This is a genomic window from Arthrobacter sp. ZGTC412 (assembly GCF_002929215.1).
GTDB lineage: Bacteria > Actinomycetota > Actinomycetes > Actinomycetales > Micrococcaceae > Arthrobacter.
On record NZ_PJII01000011.1, the window covers coordinates 113,346 to 140,243 of the forward strand.

The window sequence follows — 26,898 nt, forward strand, 5'->3', positions numbered from 1 at the left end:
AGCTGGTGCACATACGAAAACAAGCTGTATGATGGCAGTCACATCAGTCCCTCAACTCCTCGAAGGAGAGGCCTCCATTGGAAGAGCTACGCATCGAAGCCAACGGCAACCTTGGCCCCATCGATTCATCCCGTATTCCCCGTTACGCCGGGGCGGCAACGTATGCCCGGCTGCCCCGCCTGGACCAGGTGGAGAAGGCGGATGTCACCGTGGTGGGCGTTCCCTTCGACTCCGGCGTCTCCTACCGCCCCGGGGCCCGCTTCGGCGCCAACCACGTCCGCGAAGCAAGCCGGCTGCTGCGCCCCTATAACCCGGCGTGGGACGTCAGCCCGTTCGAAAATGTCCAGGTGGCGGACGCCGGGGATATGGCCGTCAACCCGTTCAACATCAACGAAGCCATCGAGACCATCCAGCAGAACGCCCTGGACCTCACCGCCGGTGGCAGCAAGCTCGTAACCCTCGGAGGGGACCACACGATCGCGCTGCCCCTGCTTCGCGCCGCCGCCGAGCGTGCCGGGGAGCCGATCGCCATGCTGCACTTCGACGCGCACCTGGACACCTGGGACACCTACTTCGGTGCGGAATACACCCACGGCACGCCGTTCCGCCGTGCGGTCGAGGAGGGCATCCTGGACACAGAAGCCATCAGCCACATCGGCACCCGCGGGCCTCTGTACGGCAAAAAGGATCTCGACGACGACCACCGCTTCGGGTTCGGCATCGTCACCTCCGCCGACGTCTACTACCAGGGCGTCCTGGAGACCGTGGCCAAGGTCCGCGACCGGATTGGCAACCGTCCCCTGTATATCTCGGTGGACATCGACGTCCTCGATCCCGCGCACGCCCCCGGTACAGGCACCCCGGAAGCTGGCGGCATCACCAGCCGCGAACTGCTGGAAATCATCCGCGGCTTCCGCGGGATGAACCTGGTGGGCGCCGACGTCGTCGAGGTGGCCCCCGCCTACGACCATGCCGAGATCACCGGCGTCGCCGCAAGCCACGTCGCCTACGAACTGGTGACCCTGATGGCGGACAACGGCGTGGCCGGTGACCGCTTCGGTGCCGCAACAGGTTATGCGGCGCAGGCCCTCGGCCAGGAAGTCCGCCAGCCCGCAGGCTTCGCCGCAGCCGGCAAGGAATAGCCAGATGATCGATTTCGATCCGGTAACAGCAGCTGCGGCCGCAGGGGACAGTGCAGCCACGGGTGCCCGCAACGGCGGGGACCTCGTCGTCGAAACCCTTGAAGCCCTGGGCGCTAAAACCGTGTTCGGCATCCCCGGCCAGCACGCACTGGGACTCTTTGACGCCATGGGCAGAGGCAACCTGCAGTTCGTATCGTCGAGGGTGGAGAACAACTCCGCTTTTGCCGCAGACGGGTACTCCCGCGCAACGGGGGAGGTGGGAGTTCTTTTCCTGTCCACCGGCCCCGGCGCTCTGACGTCCCTGGCCGGGCTGCAGGAAGCGTACGCCACCGGCGTTCCCATGGTGGTGGTGGCCAGCCAGATCCCGCTCGAGGGCTTGGGCGCCCGGCGCAAGGGCATGCTGCACCAGCTCGACGATCAGAAAGCCTCGGCCGCCAACGTCACCAAGAGCCAGCGGCTGATCCAGCACGCGTCAGGCATTCCATCCGCGATCCAGGATGCGTGGACGGAAGCGATCTCCTCGCCCCAGGGACCTGTCTGGATCGAAATTCCGCAGAACGTCCTGCTTGATCCGATCATGGTCCCGCCGGTGGAGGACGCGCTCGCGGAAGCGGCCGACAACCCGCCCCGGGTGGAGCTGGTCCGGGAAGCGGTGAAGTGGCTGCAGGCCGCGAAACGCCCTGCCATCATCGCTGGCGGCGGGACGCGGCGGGGCCGGGCTGAGAAGTCCCTGCTCTCCATCGCGGAGAAACTTCGCGCGCCGGTGATCTGCACGCCGGGCGGCAATGGCGCGTTCCCCTGGAACCATGAGCTGTCGCTGCAGTCCTGGATCGAGGACCGCTACATGACCGATGTGCTGGAGGACGCGGACGTCCTGGTGGTTATCGGGTCGTCCCTGGGTGAGGTCACGTCCAACTACTTCACCTTCGAGCCGCGCGGCAGGATCATCCAGATCGACGCCGAACCCCGGGTTCTCGAGTCGAACCGCCCGGGCCTGGGTATCCGCGCTGATGCCGGCCAGGCTCTGGCTGCCCTGGACGAGGCGCTGGTGGTTGAGCCTGTCGAAACCAGGCCGAACTGGCACGGCACCTCACCCGAGGACCTGGTGAAGGAATCGCTGGCGAAGGTCCGGGCACGGCTGGAATCCCAGGACCTTGGCAAGGAACTGACGTTTATGGCGGACATTCGCGAGGCAGTACCGGCGGACATGCAGACCTTCTGGGACATGACCATTTCGGCGTACTGGGGCTGGAGCTGCTGGGACGCCCGCGAGGGCCAGTTCCACTCCGCCCAGGGCGCCGGCGGGCTCGGTTACGGCTTCCCGGCAGCCATTGGCGCGGCAGTGGGACTGGAAACTGTGGGCAAGCCGGGCCGGGTCCTCGCGGTCGCCGGTGACGGCTCGTCCATGTACTCCATCTCGGAACTGGCCACCGCGAAGCAGCACAACGTGCCGGTCACCTGGCTGATTGTGGACGACGGCGGCTACGGGATCCTGCGCGAATACATGGTGGGTGCGTTCGGCAAGGCAACCGCCACCGAACTCGCCCGGCCGGACTTCGTCAAACTCGCCGAAGCCTTCGGCGTGCCGGCCACAAGAGTGGCTCCGGAAGATGTGGGGGAGGCGCTGAAGGCTGGGTTCGAGGCCGACGGGCCCAACGTCGTCGTGGTTGAGACGCTCCTGAAGATGTTCGCCCCCACCCACCTGCCCGAATAACCTGCGCCGGTCCTGAACCAGGCATAGGCAGTAAAAGGCCCCGCAGCACGACGTGCTGCGGGGCCTTTCTGGCAACCGCTCCGCCTGATGGGGGACAGGCGGAGAAGCTGAAACCAAGGTAATGGAAAGCATGCTTACATTCAAGTCGCGGTGAGCCCGCCCGTCTCAGCGCTTAGTTTCCCAAAGCAACCAACTTCGGATATAGTTGCTTCAGGCAAACAACTAGGGAGTGCTGAAGCCATGGCTGTAGCGCCGGACACGGCAGCGGATCTGGTGTACCAGATCTTTGACCTTCAGCGCGCTGTGCGGTGCATTGCCACCGCGAGCGTTCGCGGGCAGGACACCGGAGTAGCGCTCCAGGGTGTCCTGCGCTTTGTGGGTGAAGGGGAGTCCCGGGCCACCCACCTCGCCGAGCGGCTGGGAGTGAGCGCCCCGGTCCTCAGCCGCCACATCGCGGACCTTGAAGAGCACGGCCTTGTGGTCCGCAGGCAGGATCCCGGCGACGGCCGGGCCCAGTTGGTTGCACTGACGCCCCTGGGTGCGGAGAAACTCCGCCACATCGAGGAGCAGCGGACAGCCGTTCTGCAGGACTACCTGCGCGACTGGAGCGAGGACGACGCGGGCAGCACCGCGAAGACCCTGCACAAGCTCACCGAGTCACTTATGCAATCAGCCCGGGCAAAGGCGGCCGGCACCATCACAACCCACACCTCCTAGGAGCTGAACCCATGGCAACCCAGATTGAGGCAAGCCAGACCGCCGCCCCGGCCAAAAGGTCCACTGCACCCGCGGGGGCACCGCCGGAGATGTCCCACCGCCAGATCATGGAAGCCCTCACCGGGCTCCTGGCCGCCTTCTTCACGGCGATCCTCAGCAGCACCATTGTGGCCAATGCGCTGCCCACCATCATGTCCGACCTGCACGGAACGCAGACCGACTTCGCTTGGGTCATCACGGCCGCGCTGCTCGCCAACGCCGCCACCACCCCTATCTGGGGCAAGCTCGCCGACCTCTTTAACAAGAAGGTCCTGGTCCAGCTCAGCATTGTGATCTTCGTGGCCGGGTCCGTAATGGCCGGCCTGTCTGAAACCATCCCGCTGCTCCTCGTGGCACGGGTGATCCAGGGCGTCGCCATGGGCGGTCTCACGGCCCTGGCCCAGGCCATCATCGGCACCATGATCCCGCCGCGGGACCGCGGAAAGTACTCCGGCTACATGGGCGCAGTGATGGCAGTCGGCACCGCCGGCGGCCCGCTGCTGGGCGGCTTCATCGTGGACAGCCCGCTGGGCTGGCGTTGGACCTTCTTCGTCTGCGTGCCGCTCGCCGTCGTCGCACTGATCCTGCTGCAGGTCACCCTCAAGATCAGCCACGTACGCCGGCCCGCCAAGATCGACTGGCTCGGTTCCATCCTGCTCACGTCCGGCGTGAGCCTGCTCCTGATCTGGGTTTCCTTCGCCGGTAACCCGGCCTACTACGACTGGATCTCATGGCAGTCGGCCCTCATGGTGGGCGGCGGCATCGTCCTGCTGGCGCTGCTGGTCCTGGTGGAATCCAAGGTGGAGCAGCCCATCATCCCGCTCAAGATCATCTCCGAGCGCACCACGGCACTGGCCATCATCGCCTCCGTGGCGGTGGGCATCGCGATGTTCGGCTCGTCCACCTTCCTGGGCCAGTACTTCCAGGTGGCCCGCGGCGCGACCCCCACCGAGGCCGGGCTCCTCACCCTGCCCATGATCGCCGGAAACCTGGTTGGCTCCGTGGCATCCGGCCTGCTGATCAGCCGGACGGGCAGGTGGAAGGGCTACCTGATTGCCGGATCCATCCTGCTGATCGGCGGACTCGGACTTGCTGGCACCATGGACCACACCACAGAACTCTGGCACGCAGGCGTCTTCACCGCGGTGCTGGGTCTGGGCTTGGGAATGCTCATGCAGAACCTCGTCCTGGCAGTGCAGAACACGGTCCGGGCTGCGGACATCGGAACGGCCAGCGCCTCCGTGGCGTTCTTCCGGTCCGTGGGCGGCGCCATCGGCGTCTCCGTGCTCGGCGCCATCCTGGCCAACCGGGTCAGCGGGCTTGCCACGAAGGGATTGGCTGCGGCCGGAATTCCTGTTCAGGGCGGCGCGGCCGGCTCCAGCATGGATTTGGCGCACATGCCGGAGCCCGTCCGCGACATCATGCGGGCCGCATACGGAGATGCCACCGCGGAAGTCTTCCTGATCTCCGCCGCCGTGACCGTCGTCGCGCTCGTATCGGTGCTGTTCATCAAGGAAAAGCCGCTGCGGCGCACCGTGGACATCCAGCCCGGGCAGTCTGCGGCCGAGGAAAGGGAAAGCACGACGGCGGCCCCTGCCTCTGCTGCCCGGTAAGCCGCCCGCGCTACTCCTCCCGGATGATCTTTTGCGGAGCTGTTTCACCCCCGGGAGGAGTTTCGTAGAGTGGGAGGGCTAATGATGTCAGCCCCGGCTGGTACTACTTAAGCCCTCACCACTTCGCGAACTCTTCTTAAGGACCCGTGGGCATGCTCCTCACCCTCATACGGCGGTATTCCAGGCCGTACATGCCATACATTGTGGCCGTCATCGTCTTCCAGCTGGCGTCCACGATCGCTGCGCTGTACCTCCCCAGCCTGAACGCCCAGATCATTGATGAAGGGGTATCCCGCGGGGATACCGATTTCATCTGGCGCACGGGCGGAGTGATGCTTATGGTTGCCTTCATCCAGGTGGGAACGGCAATCGCCGGCGTGTACTACGGCTCCAAGACGGCCATGGCCGTCGGGCGTGACCTTCGCCGCGGGGTGTTCCGCAAAGTCACCAGCTTCTCAGCCAAGGACGTCAACACTTTTGGCGCCCCCACGCTGATCACGCGCGGCACCAATGACGTCCAGCAGGTCCAGATGCTTGTGCTGATGGGCCTGAACTTTATGGTGGCAACTCCCATCATGTGTATCGGTGGCATCATCATGGCCCTGCGCGAGGACATCAATTTGTCCTGGCTGGTCTGGGTCTCGGTGCCCGTCCTGATCGTGGTGGTGGGTTACCTGGTGGTCCGCCTGATGCCGCTTTTCCGTGCCATGCAAAAGAAGATCGACCGCATCAACGGGGTCCTGCGCGAACAGATCATCGGCATCCGGGTGGTGCGGGCGTTTGTCCGCGAACCCTATGAAACCGAGCGTTTCGGCGAAGCGAACAAGGACCTGACGGATGTATCCCTGAAGATCGGTGCCCTGTTTGTCCTGATGTTCCCGGCCATCGGCATGATCCTGCACCTGTCCACCGCTGCCGTGCTGTGGTTCGGCGGCCAGCGCGTGGATTCAGGCGAGATGCAGGTGGGCGCACTGACAGCGTTCCTCCAGTACCTCCTGCAGATCCTCGTCGCCGTTATGATGGGCACCTTTATGGCCATGATGATCCCGCGCGCCTCGGTGTGCGCGGACCGCATCGGTGAGGTGCTCGACGTCGAACCCTCCATCCATGACCCCGAACGGCCGGAGACACCGGCTGCACTGGCCGGCGTGGTGGAGTACCGGAACGTCACGTTCGCATACCCGGGCGCGGAGTCGCCGGTGCTGAGCAATATCAGCTTTACCGCCAAGCCGGGCGAGACCATCGCGATCATCGGTTCCACAGGCGCAGGGAAAACCTCGCTGTTGTCCCTGTTGCCGCGCCTCTACGACATCGCCGAGGGGGACGTGCTCCTGGACGGCGTGCCCGTCAGCAAACTGGACCGCGCCGAGATCACCAAGCGCGTGGCTCTGGTGCCGCAGCGGCCCTACCTCTTCTCCGGCAGCATCGAACACAACCTCCGCTTTGGAAAGACCGAAGCCACTGACCAGGAACTCTGGGACGCGCTCGATGTGGCACAGGGCGCCGACTTTGTCCGGGACAAGAAAAACGGGCTGGACTCCCGGATTTCCCAGGGCGGTACCAACGTCTCCGGCGGCCAGCGGCAGCGTCTCTGCATCGCCCGCGCGTTGGTCACCAAGCCCCGGGTCTACCTCTTTGATGACTCCTTCTCCGCCCTTGACGTCGCCACCGACGCCCGCCTCCGGGCGGCGCTCAAGCGCACCACCGCGGACGCCACGGTGATCATCGTGGCCCAGCGCATCTCCACCATCACCGAAGCGGACCAGATTCTAGTGCTGGACAACGGCCGCATCGTGGACCGCGGAACACACGAGGAACTCCTGGAAACCTCACCCACCTACCAGGAAATTGTTGAATCCCAGCTGAGCGTGGAGGAGATGGCATGAGCCCCCGCAGGAAAGACTCCACCGACATGAACGAGACAGCAGCGTCCCGGAACCGGCCTGAGGCGGGGCCGGTGGCGGACGCAGTGGTTGAGGATGAGGAATTTTTCGAGGAGGAATACAAGCCTTCCGAAGCCGACGGCGACATGTTCGGCGGTATGCCGGCCAAGAAAGCTGAGCATTTCTGGCCGTCCGCCCAGCGGTTGATGGGTCTGCTGAAGCCGGAGGCCGCGGGCATCTACGCCGTGGTGGCCATGGTGGTGGTCGCGGTGGTCCTGAACGTTGTGGCCCCCAAGATTCTCGGCCAGGCGATGGATGTGATCTTTGGCGGCGTGGTTGGCAAGCAGCTCCCGGCAGGCGCAAGCAAGGAACAGTTCGTGGAGGGACTGCGCCAGCAGGGGCAGGACAACTTCGCGGACATGATCTCCAAGATGGAGCTGGTGCCCGGAAGCGGCATCGACTTCCAGAAGCTGTCCTTCCTTATTGCCGTGGTGTTGCTGATGTACTTTGTGGCCAACATCTTCCTGTGGCTGCAGGGCTACGTCCTGAACCGCATCGTGATGAAGGTAATCCGGCGGCTCCGCGATGACACTGAAAAGAAGCTCAACAGGCTTCCGCTGAACTACTTCGACACCCGCCAGCGCGGCGACGTCCTCTCCCGGGTAACAAACGACGTCGACAACATCCAGCAGGCGCTCCAGCAGGCGTTTGCCCAGCTGATCAACTCACTGCTGACCGTCATCGGCATTGTGATCATGATGTTTATCGTCTCCTGGCAGCTGGCCCTCATTGCCTTGGTGGCGCTTCCGCTTTCCGGCGTCGCTGCCGGGATCATCGGCTCGCGCAGCCAGAAGCTCTTTGCCGCCCAGTGGAAAAACACCGGTGCTTTGAACGGCCAGATTGAGGAGTCGTTCTCCGGCCATGACCTGGTGCGGGTCTTCGGGCGGGACGCAGACATGCTGGAACGGTTCGAGGAACGCAACGAGGCCCTGTACAAGGCCAGCTTCGGGGCCCAGTTCGTGTCCGGCATCATCTTCCCGGTGATGCAGTTCGTGTCCTACCTCAGCTACGTGGGCATTGCCGTTGTGGGCGGACTCCGGGTGGCCTCGGGTTCCATGTCCCTGGGCGATGCCACGGCCTTCATCCAGTACTCCCGCGAGTTCACCCAGCCGCTGGGCCAGATGGCCGGCATGGCCAACATGCTCCAGTCGGGCGTGGCGTCATCCGAGCGGGTTTTTGAGTTCCTGGATGCCGACGAACAGGACATTGAGACGGCCACCGAGCACCTGCCGTCCAAAACGGACGGGCACGTTGAGTTCAAGAACGTCACGTTCAGCTACACGGAAGACAAGAAGCTGATCGAAGACCTGTCCTTTACCGCGCAACCGGGACATACCGTGGCCATCGTTGGGCCCACCGGCGCCGGAAAGACCACCCTGGTCAACCTGGTGATGCGCTTCTACGAGCTCAACTCCGGATCCATCACCCTGGATGGCGTGGACATCACCCACCTCAGCAGGTCCGAACTGCGCTCCAAGGTGGGCATGGTGCTTCAGGACGCCTGGCTGTTCGGCGGTTCCATTTACGACAACATCCGCTACGGCAACCTGGATGCCACGGAGGAACAGGTCATGGCCGCGGCAAAGGCCACCTTCGTGGACCGCTTCGTCCGTGCCCTGCCCGACGGATACGACACCGTGATTGACGAGGAAGGCAACAACGTCAGCGCAGGCGAAAAGCAGCTCATCACCATCGCCCGCGCCTTCGTGGCCAACCCGTCCCTGCTGATCCTTGATGAGGCCACCAGTTCCGTTGACACCCGCACCGAACTGCTGGTGCAGAAGGCCATGGCGGCGCTCCGCACGGACCGCACCAGCTTCGTTATCGCCCACCGGCTCTCCACCATCCGCGACGCCGACACCATCCTGGTGATGGAGAACGGCAGGATTGTGGAGCAGGGCAACCACAAGGTCCTCCTTGCTGCGGAGGGCGCCTACTACCGGCTGTACATGTCCCAGTTTGCCGGCGCGGATTCCGGGGAACTGCCGGTGGATGATTCGACGGCGGTGCACAGCTGAGCGCGCAGGAGGCTCCGGCGCAGGAAAACGTGACGGCGCAGCAGGCGCCACCCGTGCAGCACGACGCCCCGGAGAAGCCAGACAGCAACGGCGGGCGGCGGATCGAGGTCCTGGTTCCCATGCGGTGGGGCGACATGGACGCCTACGGGCACATTAACAACGTGCAGATCGTGAGGATGCTGGAGGAAGCGCGGATTGGCGCTTTCGGGCCGCCGCGGGGAGCGGGGCTGCCAGGCATCGAGCCGCATGTCTCCCTCTTCAACGACGTCCCGGAGGGCACCATGGCGCTGGTGGTGGACCACAAGATCCGTTACGTCAGAACCCTGGAGTACCGGAACATCCCTGCTGTGGTGCAGGTGTGGATCGGCGCCGTTAAGGGCGCGAGCTTCGATATCCATTACCTGGTGCAGGACCCGGTCACGGGGGAGGACTGCGTGAAGGCGAGCAGCCACCTGGCGTTTGTGGACGAAGCTTCCGGCCGGGTTCAGCGCCTCACGCCTGAGCAAAAGGACCTTCTGGCGCCGTTCACGGCGTGAGCTGAATTTGCAGGCACCCACCGTGACGCCGCCCGTTGCGCTGGCGGCGTCCACTTAGCCAGTGCAGGCCGTTGTGCTGGAGCGGCCTGCATCGGAAACTGAGAACCCCAACCCAAGGAGGAACAAGCATGGCCAAGAAAAAGACCTGGAAGGAAATGTCGCCCGCCGCAAAGGCAGGCACCATTGCAGCGGGCATCGTGAACCTGTCCCTGCTGGTGGCAGCGCAGCGTGACATCTCCAAGCGCCCGGCGGCCATGATCAACGGTCCCAAAGCGGCCTGGCGTGCGGCATCCTTCCTCAACTTCATCGGTCCCGTAGGCTACTTCACCTTCGGCCGGAAGAAGCCGGGAGCGGTTAAGTAGCTGCTCAGTGGCGGCGGGGCGGGCGGCTCTGAGCACCCGTCCAGCTTCACCCTCTAAGTTTAAATCCATGACCCCCGCTTCCACTGCTGCCATGACCCGCGCCCTCGGCGTTTCGAAGGAGATTGAGGACGCGGCGTGGTTTGTGCTGGGCCCTGGGCTCCTCGGCAAGCCGTCAGCGCTGGATGGACGAACCATGACGTGGACGTCCGAGGCCGCGGCGGAACTCCTGGAAAGGCTGGAACGGGGCACGCCGGATCCGAAGGCGCCCATGATGACAAACCTCCGGCAGAACCTCGACGGCGCATCCCGGGAAGCGAAGCAGCTCGCCGTCGAGCTGCTGTTCCTGCAGTCGCTGCCGCTGGCCCATGAGGTGAAGTCCCTGAAGGTCAAACGCGCCCGCGTGGCCGAGGCCGCCTCCTGGCTCAAGCCTCCGCTGGACCTGCCCGAGGAGCTCTACGAGGGGCTGACGGACCACGGCGTCATCCGTGACCGGACCGCCGAGTTCAACTGGACCATCTGGGACCACCTGAAATGGCTGTGCCGGTTTGTGCAGCACGTGGACCAGCAGCCGACGGCGGACATTGCCGAGGCGTTGCAGGACCCGTTGAAGTTCCACCGCCTCGCCGCCGCCACGCCGGGGGACCAGCCGGCAATCCGCCGCAGCATCGAGTTCCTCACCTGGCCCACCTACTTCGAACCCGTAGTCGCGGACGTGGAACGCCAGGAGATCCGTGACGCCTTCGCCTCGCTGGTGGGCGGCGCGAAGGGCGACGCCGAAGAGGACATCACCGCGGACATCCACCGCATCCGCCTGCACCTTGACGAGCAGGCGGGCCAGCGGATCGACTGGCACGCCCGCCAGCTGGTCAGCCAGTGGCGCAAGGTGGGCGATCCCGGTAGGCGGGCATGGTTGCTGCGCACTCACAACGACAATACCGAGCTGCTCACCGCCTGGCAGGGCGAGGAGAAGGTGACGCTCGACGTCGAACATCTCCGCCTGCTGGGCCCCGGCGTCACGGCAGGGGTGGTCCAGCACGCCGTGGACGAGGACTACAAGCACCTCGGCTATGTGGAGCGCGAGGACACCAAGACCGCGGTCTTTGCATTCTTGACCGTCATGAAGCCCGGAGACCTGGTGCTCTACCAGCACTCGGGCACCGTGCGGCTGGGCGTGGTGCTGGGGGAGCCCGAACACAACGAGGACAACCGGCGGCTGCGCCGGAAAGTCCGCTGGTTCGACGAAGGCCACACCACCACCAGCCTTCCCCGCCATGTGCAGCGGCAGTTGGCCACGCCCGGAATCGTTGTTGACCTGACCAGGGTGGTGCAGGCACTGCAGGGCCTGCTGCCGGCCGAAGCGGAAACAGAGCCCGACGGCGACGCTGAAGCGGCCGCCGTCGTCCCTTCCGTCCAGGAGGGCTTCCGTCCCCTGACCCGCGAGTTCGCGGACTCGCTCCACATGGAGCTGGAGCCGCTCCAGGAGATTGCCGAGCTGCTGGAGGAGAACCGGCAGCTGGTGCTGTACGGTCCGCCGGGCACCGGTAAGACTTACCTCGCGAAGCACCTCGCCGCGGAGCTTGCGGACGATACCACCGACGAGCGGGTCAAACTGGTCCAGTTCCACCCCTCGTATGCCTACGAGGATTTCTTCGAGGGCTACCGGCCGGACAAGACGGACGAGGGCCAGGTGTCCTTCAAACTCGTTGCCGGTCCGCTCCGCCGCCTCGCCGAAGAAGCCGCCAAGCCGGGCAACGAGAAGAAACCGTACTTCCTGATCATCGACGAGATGAACCGCGCCAACTTGGCCAAGGTGTTCGGCGAGCTGTACTTCCTGCTGGAGTACCGCGATGACCGCATCTACCTGCAGTACAGCCCCAATGAGCCGTTCACGCTGCCGGACAACCTTTACATCATCGGCACCATGAATACCGCGGACCGGTCCATCGCGATGATGGACGCCGCCATCCGCCGCCGTTTTGCGTTCATTGAGCTGCACCCGCAGACCGAGCCGGTGAAGGGCTCGCTGCTCCGGTTCCTCGAGGCACGCCAGCTGGACACCACCCCGGCGCTGCTGCTGGATGCCCTGAACAGCGCAATCGATGAGTGGGACCGGGACCTGATGATCGGCCCGTCGTACTTCATGAAGCCGGCGGCCCAAACTCCTGCCGGGCTGCGGCGAATCTGGAAGTACGAACTGATGCCCCTCCTCGAGGAGCACTACCACGGCCAGTTGACCCGGGAGCAACTCGAGGAACGCTTCGGACTGGACCGGCTGCTGGAACGCCTTGCAGGCCGCTGACCCCGGCGCAACTGTCCGGCACCTGGTGCTGGACGAACTGTCCCGCGGGATGGTGGAACGGCTGGACCCGGCCAGCGCCTCCTTCCTGAACTCCAGCGGCCTGGCCAAGGCATCGCCGATGGGCCTCGGGCTGTACCGCATCGAGCCGGTTGGCAAGGTGGGCTCAGTGCGGACCCCCACCGTGCAGCTGGATGTCCGGCCCAAGGGCCGGCTGGGGCTCAGTCGGCTCCTGTTCCTGCTCAGCTACGCGGGGGAACAGGGGTTCCGTCCGGATTCCGTAGCGGCCCTCGAAGACCGCGAGCTCTGGAGTGCACTGGCTGAGTCGCTGGCACAACTCGCTGAACGGGCCCTGGGACGCGGGGTGCTGCAGGGCTACCGCACTGTGGACGAGTCGCTGCGCACGGTCAAGGGACGAATCCGGATCTCGGACCAGATCTCCCGGCGGCCCGGCATGCTGGTGCCCCTTGAGGTGTCTTACGACGAGTTCAGCGAAGACATCGCCGAAAACCGCATCCTCCGTGCCGCGCTGGAGCGGATGGGACAGGTGCCGCGGGTCCGCCCCGAGGTGCTGAGCCGGCTGCGCCAGCTCAAGGGAAAGCTCGACGCCGTCACCCGCCTTCCAGCGGGCGCCCCGCTGCCAAGGTGGACGGCGACCCGGATGAACCTCCGCTACCACTCTGTCCTCCGTCTGGCGGAGCTGATCCTCCGAAACGCCTCGGCCGAAGCCGGCCAGGGCAAACAGCGGACCGCTTCGTTTGTGGTGGACATGGCGCAGGTGTTTCAGGACTTCGTCGGCACGGCACTGCGTGAGGCCTTGGCAGCGTACCCGGGGGAGCTTCGGCTCCGGTACAACGCGCTCCTGAGCGAGGCGGTGCGGGACGCGGACCGCCTGTTGGTGCGGCCGGACGCCGTGCACCTGCTGGGCGGGCGGCCCGTGGTGGTTTACAACACCAAGTACAAGGCCGCCTCCGACCTCGGTGCCTCGCTTACGGCGGACCACTACCAGATGCTCGCCCACTGCACCGCTTTGGCGGTGCCCACTGCATGGTTGGTTTATGCGGGCTCCGGTGAGGTTAAACTGCGCCGCATTCTCAACACGGACATCGACATTGTGGAGTTCCCGCTGGACCTGTCCAGGCCGCCGTCGGATATCCTCGCCTCAATCGCGGAACTTGCCAGGCAGTCCTGGGGCGAAGTGATTCGGCAGGCGCGCTCAGGTTGAGCCCGTGGCATCGCTGGGTCCACGCCCGCAGGGTTCCCTGACCGAGCTTGCGAGGTTAGGGTGCGGGTGGGGACTAGACCGGAACCCGGAACGTAAACGTGGTTCCCTTGCCTAGGGCGCTTTCCACTTCAATGGTTCCGCCGTGGGCCTCAACGATAGCTTTGCTGATTGGCAGGCCCAGACCGACGCCGGGGATGGCTGTCCTGCGGACGCTGCTGGTGCGGAAGAACTTTGCGAAGACCTCTGAGGCGTCCTCAGGGTCCATGCCCATTCCGGTATCGCTTACCCGGCAGGCCAGGTGGCCGTCTTCCTGCGCCAGCGAGACCACCACGTTGCCGCCGTCGGGGGAGTACTTGATTGCGTTGGACACCAGGTTGTCGAGGACCTGGGATATTCTCGCCCCGTCCACGTGGGCCTCCAGCCGCTCCGGTGTATCGGCGTCGAGCACCACACCGGACGCAGTCGCCTTCGGCAGGGCCGAGAAAACGCTGCTGCGAACAAGTTCAGCCACGTCAACGGCGTGCGGGGAAACGATCAGCTGCCCGTTTCGAGTGGCAAGCAAATCAGAAACCAACGTCAGCAGGCGCTCCGAGTTCCTTCGGATGATCTCCAACATGACTCGCTGCGATTCCTCCGGCTCATCGCCGAGCAGGATTTCCACATACCCGAGGATTGATGTCAGGGGTGTCCGGAATTCATGCGAGACGCTGGAGACGAAGTCGTCCTTGGCTGTCAATGCGTTAACGAGGTCCGTGACGTCGCTGAACGCGATCACGGAGCCGGAGAACTTCCCGTCGGCATCCTTCATGGCCCGGGCGGTGGTCACGAAGGCCCGTTGCTCATTGCCTGAGCCGAGCCAGACAAGGTAATCCGTGAAGGTTTCCCCGAGAACGGCACGGCGGACCGGGCGTTCCTGGACGGGGACCAGCGTCTTCCGGTCCGGTCCGAAAACGAGCAGCTGGGACTCATTCGGGTCGGCTATATCCTTGGGCCGCGCCAGTTCGTGGTTGTTCCGCTGCTTCCGGTTCATCAGCACGTCATGCCCGTCGGCGTCCACGGCCAGGACGCCCAAGTGGACAGTGTCCAGGACCGTGTTCAGCAGCGCTTCCTGGCGCTGGCTGGTTTGCAGGTTGGCCTGCAGCTGGGCATCTTTATCCTCCAGCTCGCGCTGCTGGCGGGTCATGCTCAGGGTCAAAACGCTGACTGAAACCCCGATGCCCAGCATCATCACGGGCAGGAGCAGGGACCGCGCGAAGTCCTGTCCAGTGACGTTGCCGTGTAGCACCAGAGGGACCCAAATGATGGCAAGTGGTGCCAGGAAGGACAGCCAAAGGGCTGCGCGGGGGTAATACCCTGAGGCGCACAACCAGATCACCGGGAACACGGCCAGCAGACCGATGCCTGCCAGGCTTTCCTGCCCACCCTCCCGGCCCAGGGCGATGGATATGAAATCCAGCAGCGGGATGATTAAGAAGCTTGTATAGGGCAGCCGCTCCCAGGGAACCAGGAAGCACAGAGCCATAATGGCCAGCTGTGACACCAGGAAGGCAATAAAGAGCGGGTTGTTCATGGTTTCCCGGAAAAACGCCCATACCAGTAAAGCCGTTAGGATCGTCGTCACAAACAGTGGCATTTGGCTCAGCGCCACCCGCTCCGTCAACCGGTACTCGTGGAAGGGCCGCTTAAAGAACCTTATCCGGCCGGACGACCACGCTACGGGGTCAGTCATGGCGGAAACTTACGGGACAAGGTGTGCGAGGCCATATCAGCAGGATATCCGCAGCCAGCTATACTTCTGACGTTGGCTGCTGAGGGGGCGCTATGAGTGATGCACGTGTCGGACTGGTCATCGAGGATGACCACGACATTCGGGAACTGGTTCGCACGGTGCTGACCCAGGCTGGCTTTGACGTGACCGTAGCCAGCAGCGGCGCCGAGGGCGTCCTGACGGCGAAGACCCTTAACCCGGACGTCATCACCCTGGACCTCGGGCTGCCGGACATCGACGGTTTTGAGGTGTCCCGGCAGATCCGTGAATTCTCGGACGCCTACATCGTGATGCTGACGGCCCGCACCGAGGAGCTGGATACCCTTATCGGGCTGGAATCCGGCGCGGACGATTATCTCACCAAGCCGTTCCGGCCCCGGGAGCTGCGCGCCCGCATCGCTGCAATGATGCGCCGTCCCCGTTCCGTCCCGGACCCGGCAGAGGTTTCAGGCGTCGAGGCCTCAGCCGACGGCCAGGCGCATCCCGAACGGGGGAATTACAGCCATAACGGGCTGGCGCTGAGTTATTCATCCCGCACGGTGACCGTGGACGGCGCCGAGATGAGCCTGACCCGCACGGAGTTCGAACTGCTGCACGCCCTGCTGGAAGCAGGCAGGACTGTCCGGACCAAATCGGATCTCGTGCGTCGGCTGCGGGACGAGGACTACGACGTCGGGGGTTACATCAGCGAAGCCGACGAACGGTCCGTCGAGGTACATATGGGGAACCTGCGCAAGAAGCTGGGTGATTCGCCGCAGAAGCCGCGCTGGCTTCAAACGGTTCGTGGCGTGGGCTACAGGCTGGCTCCAGGCGAACACTGAGCCTGCAGCCTGTTCACCGTCAGCCGGCTGCACCGACTGATGGGTTTAAGGAACGAGGCAGCGAGCTTGGGAAGGACGACGACGGCGGCGTCGGCGTCAAGCCCTCCGGACCGGATTTCGCCCTCCAGGGCCCTGGCTAAGCCGGCGAGCCGCTCGGCTCCGACCATTTGGCTGGATGCCTTCAGGCTCAGGACGGCGTCCACGGATCCGTCCAGGTCACCGGTGGTCAGGGCCAGCTTCAGGCGCCCGATGCGATGCGGGAGGTAGTCGATGAAGTTCCCCACGAAGACAAGGCAGTACCCCTCGTCCTCCTCGAGATCCTCGCGCAGCCGGTCCAGGACTTTCTGGTCTATCAGTGGGCGACCGGCATCATCGGACGGGGCCATCATTGTCCTTTCGGGTGTGGTCCTCCACTCCGGAAACCGGCGGATTAGGTGGGACATTAGCTCCTCTTCAGATTAAGGCTGCTCCGCGTACTCAAAAGTGGTTCCGGAGAGAATTGTGGGTTTCTTGATGAGTCCGCGGGTTTTACGCCAGATACTTGAGCCGGTGCATTTCAGCCAATAACCAGCGGCAGGGCCAGCGGGCTCTGCGGTTACGGTGTCCGGCACGCGATCCAGCGCGTGAACAACGGGAACGGTTATCATGGGCTCTCCAAACCTTCCCTACTGGGCTTCCACCGACATGGCAGGCCCTGTCCAGATGCGGATTACGCGGATGTGGTAGCTCTCGACGGCTACAAGTGGCCCACCGCTTGGAGCGGCTTGCCGAGACGGCGTCGAGTGAGGCCGGCGCTTCCAAGACCGACTGGGGACACCAGATTGGTGCCTTACCTTGCCGCCCAGCCGGACGTTATGGGCTTCGTGTGGTTCCACCTGAAGAGGGAGGCCCACTGGCGCAGCAACAGCAGTGTTTCGGCGGCCTCTGCCTTGAATGTGGCACTGTTGGCGCGTCGCAGTTAGCTGGCGAGAGGGGATGTTGTTGCTCCGGACTCCTGGTGCTGTAGTCCTCCAAGCGGGACAACGGAGTCATCCTTCCGGACCCGCATCAAGAGCTTCTGGGGCAAAGGCTAAAGATTGCCTCAAGATTGCACTTCGTTGAGGCCTGCTCCGGAAGCGTGCGGGGCTGTTTCGAGGAAGTGCACCAGCTGGGCTTCAAGCGCAGAGCCATCCTTGAGTTCGCACTCCCAGACCGTAAGCACCTCCCAGCCCGCGTCCTCCAGCAGGCGGCGCTGGCCGGCGTCGCGCTCCTTGGTGCGTGAACGCTTGGCTGCCCAGAACTCGGCGTTCGCTTTGGGCGCATGGAGGCCCACGCGGCAGTCGTGGAAATGCCAGAAGCAGCCGTTGACGAAGATGACCTTGCGGCGGCCGGCGAAGACGAGGTCCGGATTGCCAGGAAGGCGAGTGCCGCCAGTCCGCCCATGCAGGCGGTACCGGTATCCCTTGGCATGGAGTAGCTTGCGCACCAGTAGTTCGGGCTTGGTGTTCTTGCCCCGGATCCGGGACATGTTCCAGCTGCGCTGCTCAGGGCTCAGCTTGTCCGCCATGCATTCAGTCTATGTTCGTGGGCCTAGCGCTCCGGCTGCTCCCCGAGCTGGAAATGCCGCCCGCTCACCGACACTGGCTCGATCTCGACGTAGAAGTCCTTGAGCGTGGGCACCCACGACTTCAGCCCCAACTCCTCCACGGCGGCCAGTTCGGCCGAATTGCTCAGGACCCGGGCTTTCCCACGAAGGACCACGGACCATGCCTCGTCCGAGAGGATGCCGTCGGCCTCGAAGAGCACAGTGGCATTGATGGTCAGCTGAGCGAGCTTGTTGCCAGGAGCGGTCCTTAGATACAGCTTGCCGTTGGAGCTCACGTAGTTGACGGGAAAGATGTCGGGCTCTCCGGCAACTGAGACCACCAACCGCCCGTGCTTGGTCCCTTCCAACAGGCGCCAGGACTGCTCATCGTTGAGTTCCAGGACTGGATTTCCATCTGCGTGTTCAAACATCATGACGCCATTCTTCTACGTCTCGTAGAAATGCGCTAGGGGTTCGACGGCACGACTCGTCGGCTTCCTATATGACTTTCTTGGAGGTAGGTGCGGTGGTAGAACCTAGGGCGGGTGCCTGTGGATAAGTTTGATTGCCGAAATGTGACGTGGGCTACCCTTAAGTCACTGTCCGGAGCATGCCGTCTTGAAACTACTGGGGGATTAGCGGCCCATGACATCGCACAACGTTTCCACGCCCCGCTTCATGCGTTCCGGCGCTGTAGCTTTCGGTGTTGCTGCCACGTTTATGCTGGCCGGTTGCTCGGGCGGAGCACCTGCAGATCCCGGCACCGCACCCCCGACTGCTTCAGAGCAAACTTCCTCAAGCCCTACGGCCACCCCCACGCCGACACCCAGCGGGGCCTATAAACCGGCCGACGCGTCCGGCCCCGCCCAAAACGTCCCCGTACCAGTGCTGCCCGAAGTGGCGAAGAAGGAGACGAAGGAGGGACTTGAGGCTTTTGCTCGGTACTGGTTTGAGCTTCTGAGCTACGGATATGAAACGGGTGACACTGAACTGGCGTCAGCAGTAACTAGCGCGAACTGCATCATGTGTGAACGAACGAAAAAAGTGCAGGACGGTTGGCATGAGGACGGTCGCTGGCTGGCGGGTGGAAAGGTGAGTACGCCCGCCGTGAGCACTACATTCCGCAAAGCATCCGATGGCCAATATCAGGTAGCAGTGCAGGTTTCCCAGGAAGCTCTGAGCTACTACAACGCAGATGGTTCCCTCGATAGCACTGACCCTAAACCGGCGGACTCGGGAAGCTTGATGTTCGCGGTTTTCCGAGACGGCGCTTGGTATGTAAATACCATCGAGCCGATCGCTGGCTGAAAGTGGGAGGCATCTTGGTTCGCTGCGTGCTGGGCGTCTTAGTCGCCACGCTCGCACTTTCCGCAACCGGATTGTCCGGCCTTGGGCCTGCTAGCGCGCAAACAAACGTCCGTGCAAGTGATGTTAAGTCGGAGCTGCCAAAAGCATCGCCTCCACCAAAAGGCGTATGGTCATCCACTGGAACGGACATCATTGGCTGGGCCCGAGACTCGGACAGTGGTGATTTTTCTCCCCTAGCACCCGGGTCTGCAAATGCCGACCCCAACGAGTACAAGTACGAATTGCAGTGTCACCTTGGCGGGGGCGACTTCGACACTCCCTGCCTTGCCCGGCAAATCGAATGCAACGACGGCCCGGACGGTGAAGAGGGTATTCCCGTTATTTGGCTTTCAAGGCCTCGTGGTGTTCCGGGTGCCGTCTGGGCCCACCACTCGGGCCCGACCTGCCTTTATGACGCCCGACCGGAGGACCTGCTGCCCCGTATCGCCGCGGACATCCAGCGGCAGTTCGAAAGCTTGCCAGTGAACGCCGGAACGGTGGTGGCCCAGCCCAGTCCTCACACGCTAAGGGGTGCCGAAACCAACTTCTACGCAGAAGCAGTTGAACAGCAGTTCGACGTGACCATGTTCGGCCAGCAGGTGCACATCGTGGCTACGCCGGTTCAGTACACGTGGAACTACGGCGACGGCACGGTCTTCGGTCCCCAGCCGTCGATGGGAGGCCCGCTGCCACAGGATAGGTGGGGTGAAAAGACGAGGACAAGCCACGCCTACGGAACCACGGGGGACTTCCGAGTTGTGTTGACCACCACCTTCCAGGGAACCTACTCCGTCAACGCCGGCCCTCCGTTGCCTATCCCCGGACAAGGCCAGTTCAGCGCGCCGCCTCAAACCATCAGCGTCTGGCGGTCGCTCACCCGTAACTACGCCGACGACTGCAACGTGAACCCGCAGGGACAGGGGTGCCCGGGAGTCGGGGCAGCGCCCTGATCTGCCGTCGTGCCCCTTAGGCGCCCGGCACGACATCACTCACCCGGGCCGCGCCATTCGCCACCACCCACCCTGGTCCCAGCCGCCGTCGTTAGGGGTGTGATTCGCACCGCATCCGGAATAGTTGCACGCGCCTCCCAGTTGGGTCAGACAGAACGTTGAAAACTTCGAAAGGACGCGCATGCTGTTTTCCCCTCTGGCCCTTGGCGAACTTGAGCTCCCGAACCGACTGGTGATGGCACCCTTGACCCGCCTCCGCGCGGGCGAGGATGGCATCCCAGGACCCCTTATCGCGGAGCATTACCGCCAGCGTGCTTCCCTTGGCCTCATCGTCAGCGAAGGAACCTACCCCAGCCCCGCTGGCCGTTCCTACCCCGGGCAGCCCGGCATCGTCACTGAGGAACAGGTGGCCGGCTGGAAGAAGGTCACGGACGCCGTTCATGCCGAAGGCGGCCACATGTTCGCCCAGGTCATGCACGGCGGCAGGGTCTCGCACCCCGACATCACGGGCGGCAACACCATCGTCGCCCCCAGCGCGGTCGCTATTGAAGGTGACGTCCGCACCCCGTCCGGCAAGCAGCCGTACCCGGTGCCGCACGCACTGACCACTGACGAACTGCCCTTGGTGATCCAGGAATTCGTGGCCGCCTCACTGAACGCGATCGAGGCCGGCTTCGACGGCGTGGAGCTGCACTCCGCTAACGGTTACCTCCTCCACGAGTTCCTGGCGCCGAACTCCAACGTCCGCACGGACAGCTACGGCGGCTCGCCGGAGAACCGGGCACGTTTCGTGATCGAGACGGTGAACGCGGTTGTGGCAGCGGTCGGAGCCAACCGGGTGGGCATCCGTATCTCCCCTGAGCATAACGTCCAGGGCATTGCCGAGGTTGACGCGGCCGATGTCCGCGCAACCTATGAGGTACTGGTGGACAGCATCGCCCCGCTTAACCTCGCCTACCTCAGCATCCTGCACCATGAACCGAGCGGCGAACTGGTCCAGGACCTCCGCGCCCGCTTCGGCGGCACCTTCCTGGTCAACACCGGTTTCGGGGTCGTCACCACCCGTGAGGAAGCCGTTGCCCTAGTGGCCGACGGACATGCCGACGCCGTAGTGGTCGGCCGTCCCGCAATCGCCAACCCGGACCTGGCTCGGCGCTGGAACGAGAGCCTGCCGCTGAACGAACCGAACCCCGCCACCTTCTACGCCGATGGCGCCGAGGGCTACACAGACTACCCGGCATACGCGGGCTAAACGCCCCTTCAACAGCAAGCACGCGAAAACGACGACGGCGGCACCCGGCCTGGGTGCCGCCGTCGTTCGCCGCTCGGTGTGCTGTCCCGGCAGCGGGCGCCAAAGGTCATCCGACGGCCTTTGGCTGGTGAAGTTGGCCCACCGGGCTCCTCTGGGGTCCCGGCGGTGATCAGATGCTACTCCAGCAAATGGAGTTTTACTAGAGGCCGGTCCAGCGCCTGCCGGAGGGGCTAGAGAAGCGCCTCCCGGCCCGTTCCTTCCTTCATCACCAGCTTGCCGTCCTCGATGGAAACGAGCACGCTTTTGGGCTTTCCGCTGACCTTTGTGATCGCCTTCAGGCCCCGGTTGGTCACTTCGACTCCCACCTGTGCGCCCTTTGCCGGCAGCTCTATGGACACCTCGGACGCGATGCCGAGGATCGGATTCGTGGAAACGTCAAGGTCCCGCCGCGCCTGCTTGCCGTTCACCGTCACCGTGATGTTTGCTTCCTCGAACCCCTCCTGAAACACAATAAGCAGTTCCCGCATGATGCCCTCTTCCTCGAGCGATGGGTGCCTCGTGACGGTAGTCCAACTACAGCACTTTGCGGGCGGCAGCGGAATACCTTTCCGGAAGGGCAGCGCCGCCGGCGGCAGTGGAGCCGGACAGACGCTTAGGGCAAGATGTTCTGGTGACCCAACTGCCGCATGTCCCTTCCCCTGCACCGTCCACACCCGCGAAGAGGGAGGACGGAATCTACAGCCAGATTGCAACCGAACTGGGTGTCAAAGCCTGGCAGGTGAAGGCAGCCGTAGAACTGCTCGACGGCGGCTCCACAGTCCCGTTCATCGCGCGGTACCGCAAGGAAGCCACCGGGACGCTGGACGACACACAGCTCCGTGAACTCGACGAGCGCCTGCGCTACCTCCGGGAACTCGAGGACCGCCGTCGTACGGTGCTCGATGCTGTTGCGGCCCAAGGCCAGCTGACCCCGGAATTGCAGAAGGCGGTCCTTGCTGCGGACACCAAGTCCCGGCTCGAGGACATCTACCTGCCGTTCAAGTCCAAGCGACGGACCAAAGCCCACATCGCCCGTGAGGCGGGCCTGGAACCGCTGGCCGAGGCGCTGTTGAAACGGCCCGAGCTTCATCCGGAACGTGAAGCGGCCAAGTACCTCAACCCTGAGCACGCGGTTGGTGACGCAGCTGCGGCGCTCGCCGGTGCCGGGGCCATCCTCATTGAGCGCGTAGCCCAGGACCCGGACCTCGCCGCAGCCCTGCGCGAGCGCCTCTGGACGCAGGGGCGTATGGTGTCGCGCGTGAAGAAGGGGAAGGAGACCGAGGGCCAAAAATTCGCTGACTACTTCGAGTTCGCGCAAGCGCCGGCCGGCATGCCGTCGCACCGGGTCCTGGCTTTGCTGCGGGGCGAGAAGGACGGCGTCCTTCAACTCGACCTCGCCGAAGCAGACCCCACGGACGACGCCGCCCTTGCCGCCGCGCGCTCGCGGTACGAATCGGCGGTGGCCAGGTGCCTCGGGGTCGCCGAGCGCGGACGGCCCGCCGACGCCTGGCTGATGGAGACGGCACAGTTGGCATGGCGGTCCCGCGTGCTGGCCCGGCTGACAGCCGACCTGCGCGGCAAGATGTTTGCAGCCGCTGAGGACGAAGCGGTCCGCGTTTTCGCTGCGAACCTTCGGGACGTGCTGCTGGCCGCGCCTGCCGGGAACCGTGCCACGCTCGGTTTGGACCCGGGGCTTCGGACTGGCGTCAAGGTAGCGGTGGTGGACGGCACCGGCAAGGTGGTGGCCACAGATACGGTCTACCCGCATGCTCCGGCACGGAAGTGGGACGAAGCGCTGGCGACGTTGGTGCGGCTGGCGCGGCAGCACGCCGTCGAACTGGTGGCCATTGGCAACGGCACTGCATCGCGTGAAACAGACAAGCTCGCAGCTGAGCTGATCAGGCGGCCGGACGTTGAGCGTAAACCGCAAAAGCTGGTGGTTTCGGAAGCCGGGGCATCCGTCTACTCCGCTTCCGCTCTCGCTGCGGCTGAACTGCCTGGGATGGATGTGTCCCTGCGCGGAGCGGTGTCCATCGCGCGCAGGCTGCAGGACCCCCTTGCAGAGTTGGTGAAGATTGATCCGAAGTCCATCGGCGTGGGCCAGTACCAGCACGACGTGACGGCCTCGAAGCTGGACCGCAGCCTGGACGCCGTCGTGGAGGACTGCGTCAACGCCGTGGGAGTGGACGTCAACACCGCGTCGCCCGCGCTGCTCAGCCGGGTTGCCGGCGTCGGGCCATTGCTGAGCGAAAACATCGTGGCGTACCGCAACGAGCACGGGCCCTTCGCCAAGCGGACCGAACTGAAGAAAGTGCCGCGGCTCGGCGCCAAGGCGTTCGAACAATGCGCCGGCTTCCTTCGCATCACCGGGGGAGCGGAACCCCTGGACGCATCCAGCGTGCATCCGGAGTCGTACGCCGTGGCCCGGAGGATTCTGGTTGCCGCGGGTTCTGCGCCCGCCTCTTCGCTGGACCCGCGCAAGTTTGTGGACGACACCTTCGGGCTGCCCACGGTGCAGGACATCCTGGTGGAGCTGGACAAACCCGGGCGTGACCCACGCCCGGCATTCGCAGCTGCTGCCTTCTCGGAGGGGATCGAGAAAATTTCCGACCTCAAGCCGGGGATGGTTCTGGAAGGGACAGTGACCAACGTTGCGGCGTTCGGAGCGTTCGTGGACGTGGGCGTCCATCAGGACGGACTGGTCCACGTCTCGGCACTGGCGAACCGCTTCGTGTCCGATCCCCGCGAAGTGGTGAAGTCCGGGCAGGTGGTCCGGGTGAAGGTCCTCGAGGCAGACCCCCAACGGAAGCGGATTTCGCTGACGCTGCGGCTCGACGACGAACCTCCCACCGGTGCCGCATCCTCCGGGAGAACCGGTGGCAGGCCGCAAAACCAGGAGCGGGGTAGGACCGAAAGTGCCGTGCGCGGAGGCAACCCGAGCGCCGGACGTGGTGGAACGCAGGGTTCTGAGCGCGGTGCACGCCAGGACCGGGAACGCTCCGGTGGTAAACCGGCACGCAACGCGCCGGTGCCTGGCCGCGGCTCTGCTTCCCAGCCAGCCCCGGTGAATACGGCGATGGCAGAGGCGCTGCGGAAGGCGGGGCTCGGTAAGTAGGAATCAACCAATTAGCCCGGGACCGTGAGCTGTCAGGTGCGGCAGCTGCCGGGCAGTTGTGGCCTAAGCAAGCGACAGCACGAACGCGAGGATAAATCCTGCGGCCGTGCTCAGCGCGACGGCAGGACCGCCATGTTCGTACGCCTCAGGCATCAGGGTGTCCGCGAGCGATGCGATCACTGCCCCGGCAGCAAACGCCAGAGGTATGGAGATGGCCTCCGGGTCCGCTCCGGAGAGGGGTCCGGCTCCCACTACGACGGCGATGACGAGCAGGACCGCACACGCCAGCCACAGCCCGAGGATGCTGCCTGTCGACCGGCCTTGGCTTCGCATGGACGCCGAACCTACCAGCGCTTCCGGGAAGTTGGAGACGAAAATAGCTGCCAGGAGTGCCAAGCCGCCGGTTCCTTCTCCCAGTGAGATTCCGAGGGCAACGTTCTCCGGCACACCATCCAGCGTCACGGCGGCCAAAAGCGCCAGCCCGGCCGCTCCACGTGTTGAGGCGGAAGTGGCAGGCTTATCAGTGGCCGCGGCATCAGTATCGAGCTTGGCGCTGCCCTGGAACTCGTCCGCGGGTGTGGCGTGCTCCTGTTTTCCGGCCTGCGCCCACCGGTCCAACAGCGCGCTGAGGACCGTGAACACCACTGCGCCGCCCATGAGACCGATGGCTGCGCGGAGGATCCCGCCGCGCTCGTAGGCATCTTCGAACAATTCGAAGGCGAGGGCAGTGATAAGCGAGCCGGCGGCGAAAGCCAACAGCATGGCCAAGAGTCGCTTGGGCAGTTCGAAGCGGACACCGACAAAGGCACCCACGACTAAGGCGCTGGATGCTATGACGCCAAACCACAGCGACATCATCATGCCGCAAGTATAGGAGTACGCCCTTGACGTGGGAATACGTCAGGTGATGTCAACCTGACGGGCGCCTATCGATGATGAGGGGTTTCTGCAAAGGTGGGTTTATGACCTATTTCCTGGAGTACACCATCCCTGCTGCAGCCAACGATGCCGAGTTCGAGTTCCCGCACGACGAGATTAACTCGGGTACTACCATTCCGCTGACCCAGACCGGCGCCGACGTAGTGCACACCCCCGAGCTCCCGGCGCGCACCGGCATCATTGGGGCGACTGTTCCCGAGGCAAAACTGGAAGCCGAGCAGCTGATTACTCATAGCCGTGCAACTGAAGCATCGCTGTACTTCGACCCGTCCAACTCCCTGAACACTGGAGTCGGAACCCTTGTGGCCACTTTCAATGAGGACCGCGGCTGGCAGGACGCTTAGGACATAGTTTGCGGTCCAGCTATTGGCCCAGGAAACGGGGACGGCCGAATTGGGTCCGGACACCGGGCGAGTACAGTACGGACTCCGGCGGGCCGACCACTTCGATCCCCGCGGCTCCCAACAACCCATCCTCTACTTCGAGCACGTCTGCCACGTACAGGGGCCATGGTTCGTGCGTATTCGGGATGTAGACCGTACGGCCCATGAAAGTGCTATGAAGCCCGAACCGTGCCGTCAAATGAATGGACAGGGGATTCTCCGCGGACGTCGAAAGATCCGGCGCCACACGAAAGATGCTGCGGGCACCCTGCCGGAACCTGCGTACGGAGTAGCTGGTGACCCGGGCAGGGGCTGAGTGTGGCTCGGATCCCGCGCGCGACCAGACGTAGGGTAAGCCAGCCGCCCGAGCGGCCAGGACCACCGGTAGCCGGTTTGCGTCCAGACTCAGAAAAACCACACCACGCGTGCCGTCAGGCTCCCTGGAGTAAAGGCGGACATTGACCTCAGTGAAACTCCCCAGGTGGGGGATGCCTGGTCCGCGTCCAATCCCGGCCTCCTTCATACGGAAGCCGATAAGGCCCGCCCAGGAGTTTCCGTCGAAGGTGTCTGGCTGCACGCCGCGAGGCATAAACCGGGCCGCAACGGGTTCCGGAATGCGCCAGTGGAGGAAAACGGCGTCTATCCAGCTCTGATCCATGATGACAGGAAGAGGCAGCTCCTCCGGCAGCGGCCATCGTGGCGCCCCGTTTTCGTGTTGTGTCATCGCCCGCTCCTGCTACTTCAGTGCACGAGCACCCGGGGGACGAGGGCCGTCGCCAAGAAGGGTGGTTCCGGGAAAGCAGCCTTTGGCGCCGGCGGTTGCAGTCATGCTGTGAAGCCTAACGGAGGTTGGTGAGCAGCAGCAGGCCTTTTTCTACGGAAGGACGGCTTGCTGAACGTCCGACGGCGGGTGGCAGTCCCGTCCCGGTGGGAACCTTGGTTCCTCCGGGGACGGAGCTGTTTAAGGGCCCTGCCGCCGTATCCCTGCGTGGGTTGTCATTCCGGCTGTGTTCATTCCCGGGGCGGTGTTTGTTCGCGGGGTGGTGGGGGTGGTTTGAAGTAGTGGTTTTGTTGGGGTTTTTGGTGGGGGTCGAGGTGTTTTGGGGGTGTGTACC

The 26,898-nt window shown here is 64.2% G+C and carries 24 protein-coding genes; 16 read left to right on the forward strand and 8 right to left on the reverse strand.

Features of this window, described 5'->3' with window-relative positions:
* Positions 1-77 precede the first annotated feature (77 nt).
* The 10 genes from speB to CXQ88_RS13780 all read left to right on the forward strand — a co-directional run bounded on the left by speB (position 78) and on the right by CXQ88_RS13780 (position 13,605).
* On the forward strand, positions 78-1,142 hold the full coding sequence (gene speB, locus CXQ88_RS13735; protein ID WP_104044708.1) for an agmatinase: 1,065 nt from the start codon (positions 78-80) through the stop codon (positions 1,140-1,142).
* 4 nt (positions 1,143-1,146) lie between these two features.
* Positions 1,147-2,856, forward strand: coding sequence for a thiamine pyrophosphate-binding protein (locus CXQ88_RS13740; protein WP_104044709.1), 1,710 nt, complete (start codon positions 1,147-1,149; stop codon positions 2,854-2,856).
* Positions 2,857-3,096: 240 nt separating this feature from the next.
* Positions 3,097-3,573: a MarR family winged helix-turn-helix transcriptional regulator gene (locus CXQ88_RS13745; protein ID WP_104044710.1), complete on the forward strand. Its 477-nt coding sequence runs from the start codon at positions 3,097-3,099 to the stop codon at positions 3,571-3,573.
* 89 nt (positions 3,574-3,662) lie between these two features.
* On the forward strand, positions 3,663-5,225 hold the full coding sequence (locus CXQ88_RS13750; protein ID WP_373637770.1) for an MFS transporter: 1,563 nt from the start codon (positions 3,663-3,665) through the stop codon (positions 5,223-5,225).
* Between the two features lie 152 nt (positions 5,226-5,377).
* Positions 5,378-7,111, forward strand: a complete 1,734-nt coding sequence (locus CXQ88_RS13755) for an ABC transporter ATP-binding protein (RefSeq protein WP_104044711.1) — start codon at positions 5,378-5,380, stop codon at positions 7,109-7,111.
* The gene (locus tag CXQ88_RS13760; RefSeq protein WP_104044712.1) at positions 7,108-9,186 is read left to right on the forward strand and encodes an ABC transporter ATP-binding protein; all 2,079 of its coding nucleotides are present in this window, start codon (positions 7,108-7,110) and stop codon (positions 9,184-9,186) included. The genes CXQ88_RS13755 and CXQ88_RS13760 overlap by 4 nt, the downstream gene beginning before the upstream one ends.
* 119 nt (positions 9,187-9,305) lie before the next feature.
* Positions 9,306-9,722, forward strand: a complete 417-nt coding sequence (locus CXQ88_RS13765) for an acyl-CoA thioesterase (protein WP_104044741.1) — start codon at positions 9,306-9,308, stop codon at positions 9,720-9,722.
* A 128-nt stretch (positions 9,723-9,850) separates the two neighbouring features.
* Positions 9,851-10,084 carry a PLDc N-terminal domain-containing protein gene (locus CXQ88_RS13770; protein WP_104044713.1) on the forward strand — a complete coding sequence of 78 codons (234 nt, stop codon included), beginning with the start codon at positions 9,851-9,853 and terminating at the stop codon, positions 10,082-10,084.
* Positions 10,085-10,151: 67 nt separating this feature from the next.
* Complete coding sequence (locus tag CXQ88_RS13775) at positions 10,152-12,383, forward strand: McrB family protein (protein WP_104044714.1); 2,232 nt, start codon at positions 10,152-10,154, stop codon at positions 12,381-12,383.
* Positions 12,370-13,605: an McrC family protein gene (locus CXQ88_RS13780; protein WP_258061863.1), complete on the forward strand. Its 1,236-nt coding sequence runs from the start codon at positions 12,370-12,372 to the stop codon at positions 13,603-13,605. The genes CXQ88_RS13775 and CXQ88_RS13780 overlap by 14 nt, the downstream gene beginning before the upstream one ends.
* Positions 13,606-13,678: 73 nt before the next feature.
* Here CXQ88_RS13780 and CXQ88_RS13785 read toward each other — a convergent pair whose 3' ends face one another.
* Complete coding sequence (locus tag CXQ88_RS13785) at positions 13,679-15,334, reverse strand: sensor histidine kinase (RefSeq protein WP_104044715.1); 1,656 nt, start codon at positions 15,332-15,334, stop codon at positions 13,679-13,681.
* Positions 15,335-15,426: 92 nt separating this feature from the next.
* Here CXQ88_RS13785 and CXQ88_RS13790 point away from each other — a divergent pair, with 92 nt between their 5' ends.
* Positions 15,427-16,194, forward strand: a complete 768-nt coding sequence (locus tag CXQ88_RS13790) for a response regulator transcription factor (RefSeq protein ID WP_104044716.1) — start codon at positions 15,427-15,429, stop codon at positions 16,192-16,194.
* On the opposite strand, the gene CXQ88_RS13795 is transcribed toward CXQ88_RS13790, so the two are convergent.
* From CXQ88_RS13795 to CXQ88_RS13810, 3 genes are all read right to left on the reverse strand, one after another.
* Entirely contained in the window at positions 16,167-16,580 is a 414-nt protein-coding gene (locus CXQ88_RS13795) for an Hpt domain-containing protein (protein ID WP_104044717.1), read from the reverse strand. The two genes, CXQ88_RS13790 and CXQ88_RS13795, sit on opposite strands and share 28 nt — an antisense overlap.
* A gap of 695 nt (positions 16,581-17,275) precedes the next feature.
* Positions 17,276-17,740, reverse strand: a complete 465-nt coding sequence (locus tag CXQ88_RS13805; RefSeq protein WP_104044719.1) for a very short patch repair endonuclease — start codon at positions 17,738-17,740, stop codon at positions 17,276-17,278.
* Positions 17,741-17,763: 23 nt separating this feature from the next.
* Positions 17,764-18,192 (reverse strand): pyridoxamine 5'-phosphate oxidase family protein, encoded by a 429-nt coding sequence (locus CXQ88_RS13810; RefSeq protein ID WP_104044720.1) that lies wholly within the window; start codon positions 18,190-18,192, stop codon positions 17,764-17,766.
* A gap of 211 nt (positions 18,193-18,403) precedes the next feature.
* Here CXQ88_RS13810 and CXQ88_RS22130 point away from each other — a divergent pair, with 211 nt between their 5' ends.
* The 3 genes from CXQ88_RS22130 (at position 18,404) to CXQ88_RS13825 (ending at position 21,307) form a co-directional block, all read left to right on the forward strand.
* Complete coding sequence (locus CXQ88_RS22130) at positions 18,404-19,066, forward strand: DUF6318 family protein (RefSeq protein ID WP_219816328.1); 663 nt, start codon at positions 18,404-18,406, stop codon at positions 19,064-19,066.
* Between the two features lie 281 nt (positions 19,067-19,347).
* Complete coding sequence (locus CXQ88_RS13820; RefSeq protein ID WP_258061864.1) at positions 19,348-20,055, forward strand: PKD domain-containing protein; 708 nt, start codon at positions 19,348-19,350, stop codon at positions 20,053-20,055.
* 181 nt (positions 20,056-20,236) lie between these two features.
* Positions 20,237-21,307: an alkene reductase gene (locus CXQ88_RS13825; protein WP_104044723.1), complete on the forward strand. Its 1,071-nt coding sequence runs from the start codon at positions 20,237-20,239 to the stop codon at positions 21,305-21,307.
* A 230-nt stretch (positions 21,308-21,537) separates the two neighbouring features.
* Here CXQ88_RS13825 and CXQ88_RS13830 read toward each other — a convergent pair whose 3' ends face one another.
* Complete coding sequence (locus tag CXQ88_RS13830; RefSeq protein WP_104044724.1) at positions 21,538-21,834, reverse strand: hypothetical protein; 297 nt, start codon at positions 21,832-21,834, stop codon at positions 21,538-21,540.
* A gap of 143 nt (positions 21,835-21,977) precedes the next feature.
* Here CXQ88_RS13830 and CXQ88_RS13835 point away from each other — a divergent pair, with 143 nt between their 5' ends.
* Complete coding sequence (locus CXQ88_RS13835) at positions 21,978-24,461, forward strand: Tex family protein (RefSeq protein WP_104044725.1); 2,484 nt, start codon at positions 21,978-21,980, stop codon at positions 24,459-24,461.
* Positions 24,462-24,524: 63 nt separating this feature from the next.
* Here the strand turns inward: CXQ88_RS13835 and CXQ88_RS13840 are convergent, their stop codons facing one another.
* The gene (locus tag CXQ88_RS13840) at positions 24,525-25,322 is read right to left on the reverse strand and encodes a ZIP family metal transporter (RefSeq protein WP_104044726.1); all 798 of its coding nucleotides are present in this window, start codon (positions 25,320-25,322) and stop codon (positions 24,525-24,527) included.
* 101 nt (positions 25,323-25,423) lie between these two features.
* Here CXQ88_RS13840 and CXQ88_RS13845 point away from each other — a divergent pair, with 101 nt between their 5' ends.
* Positions 25,424-25,744, forward strand: a complete 321-nt coding sequence (locus CXQ88_RS13845; protein WP_104044727.1) for a hypothetical protein — start codon at positions 25,424-25,426, stop codon at positions 25,742-25,744.
* A 19-nt stretch (positions 25,745-25,763) separates the two neighbouring features.
* On the opposite strand, the gene CXQ88_RS13850 is transcribed toward CXQ88_RS13845, so the two are convergent.
* Positions 25,764-26,507: a YqjF family protein gene (locus tag CXQ88_RS13850; RefSeq protein ID WP_258061865.1), complete on the reverse strand. Its 744-nt coding sequence runs from the start codon at positions 26,505-26,507 to the stop codon at positions 25,764-25,766.
* Positions 26,508-26,622: 115 nt separating this feature from the next.
* Positions 26,623-26,898 (reverse strand): hypothetical protein (locus CXQ88_RS22135; protein WP_219816329.1); only part of this gene is annotated, 276 nt, incomplete at its 5' end.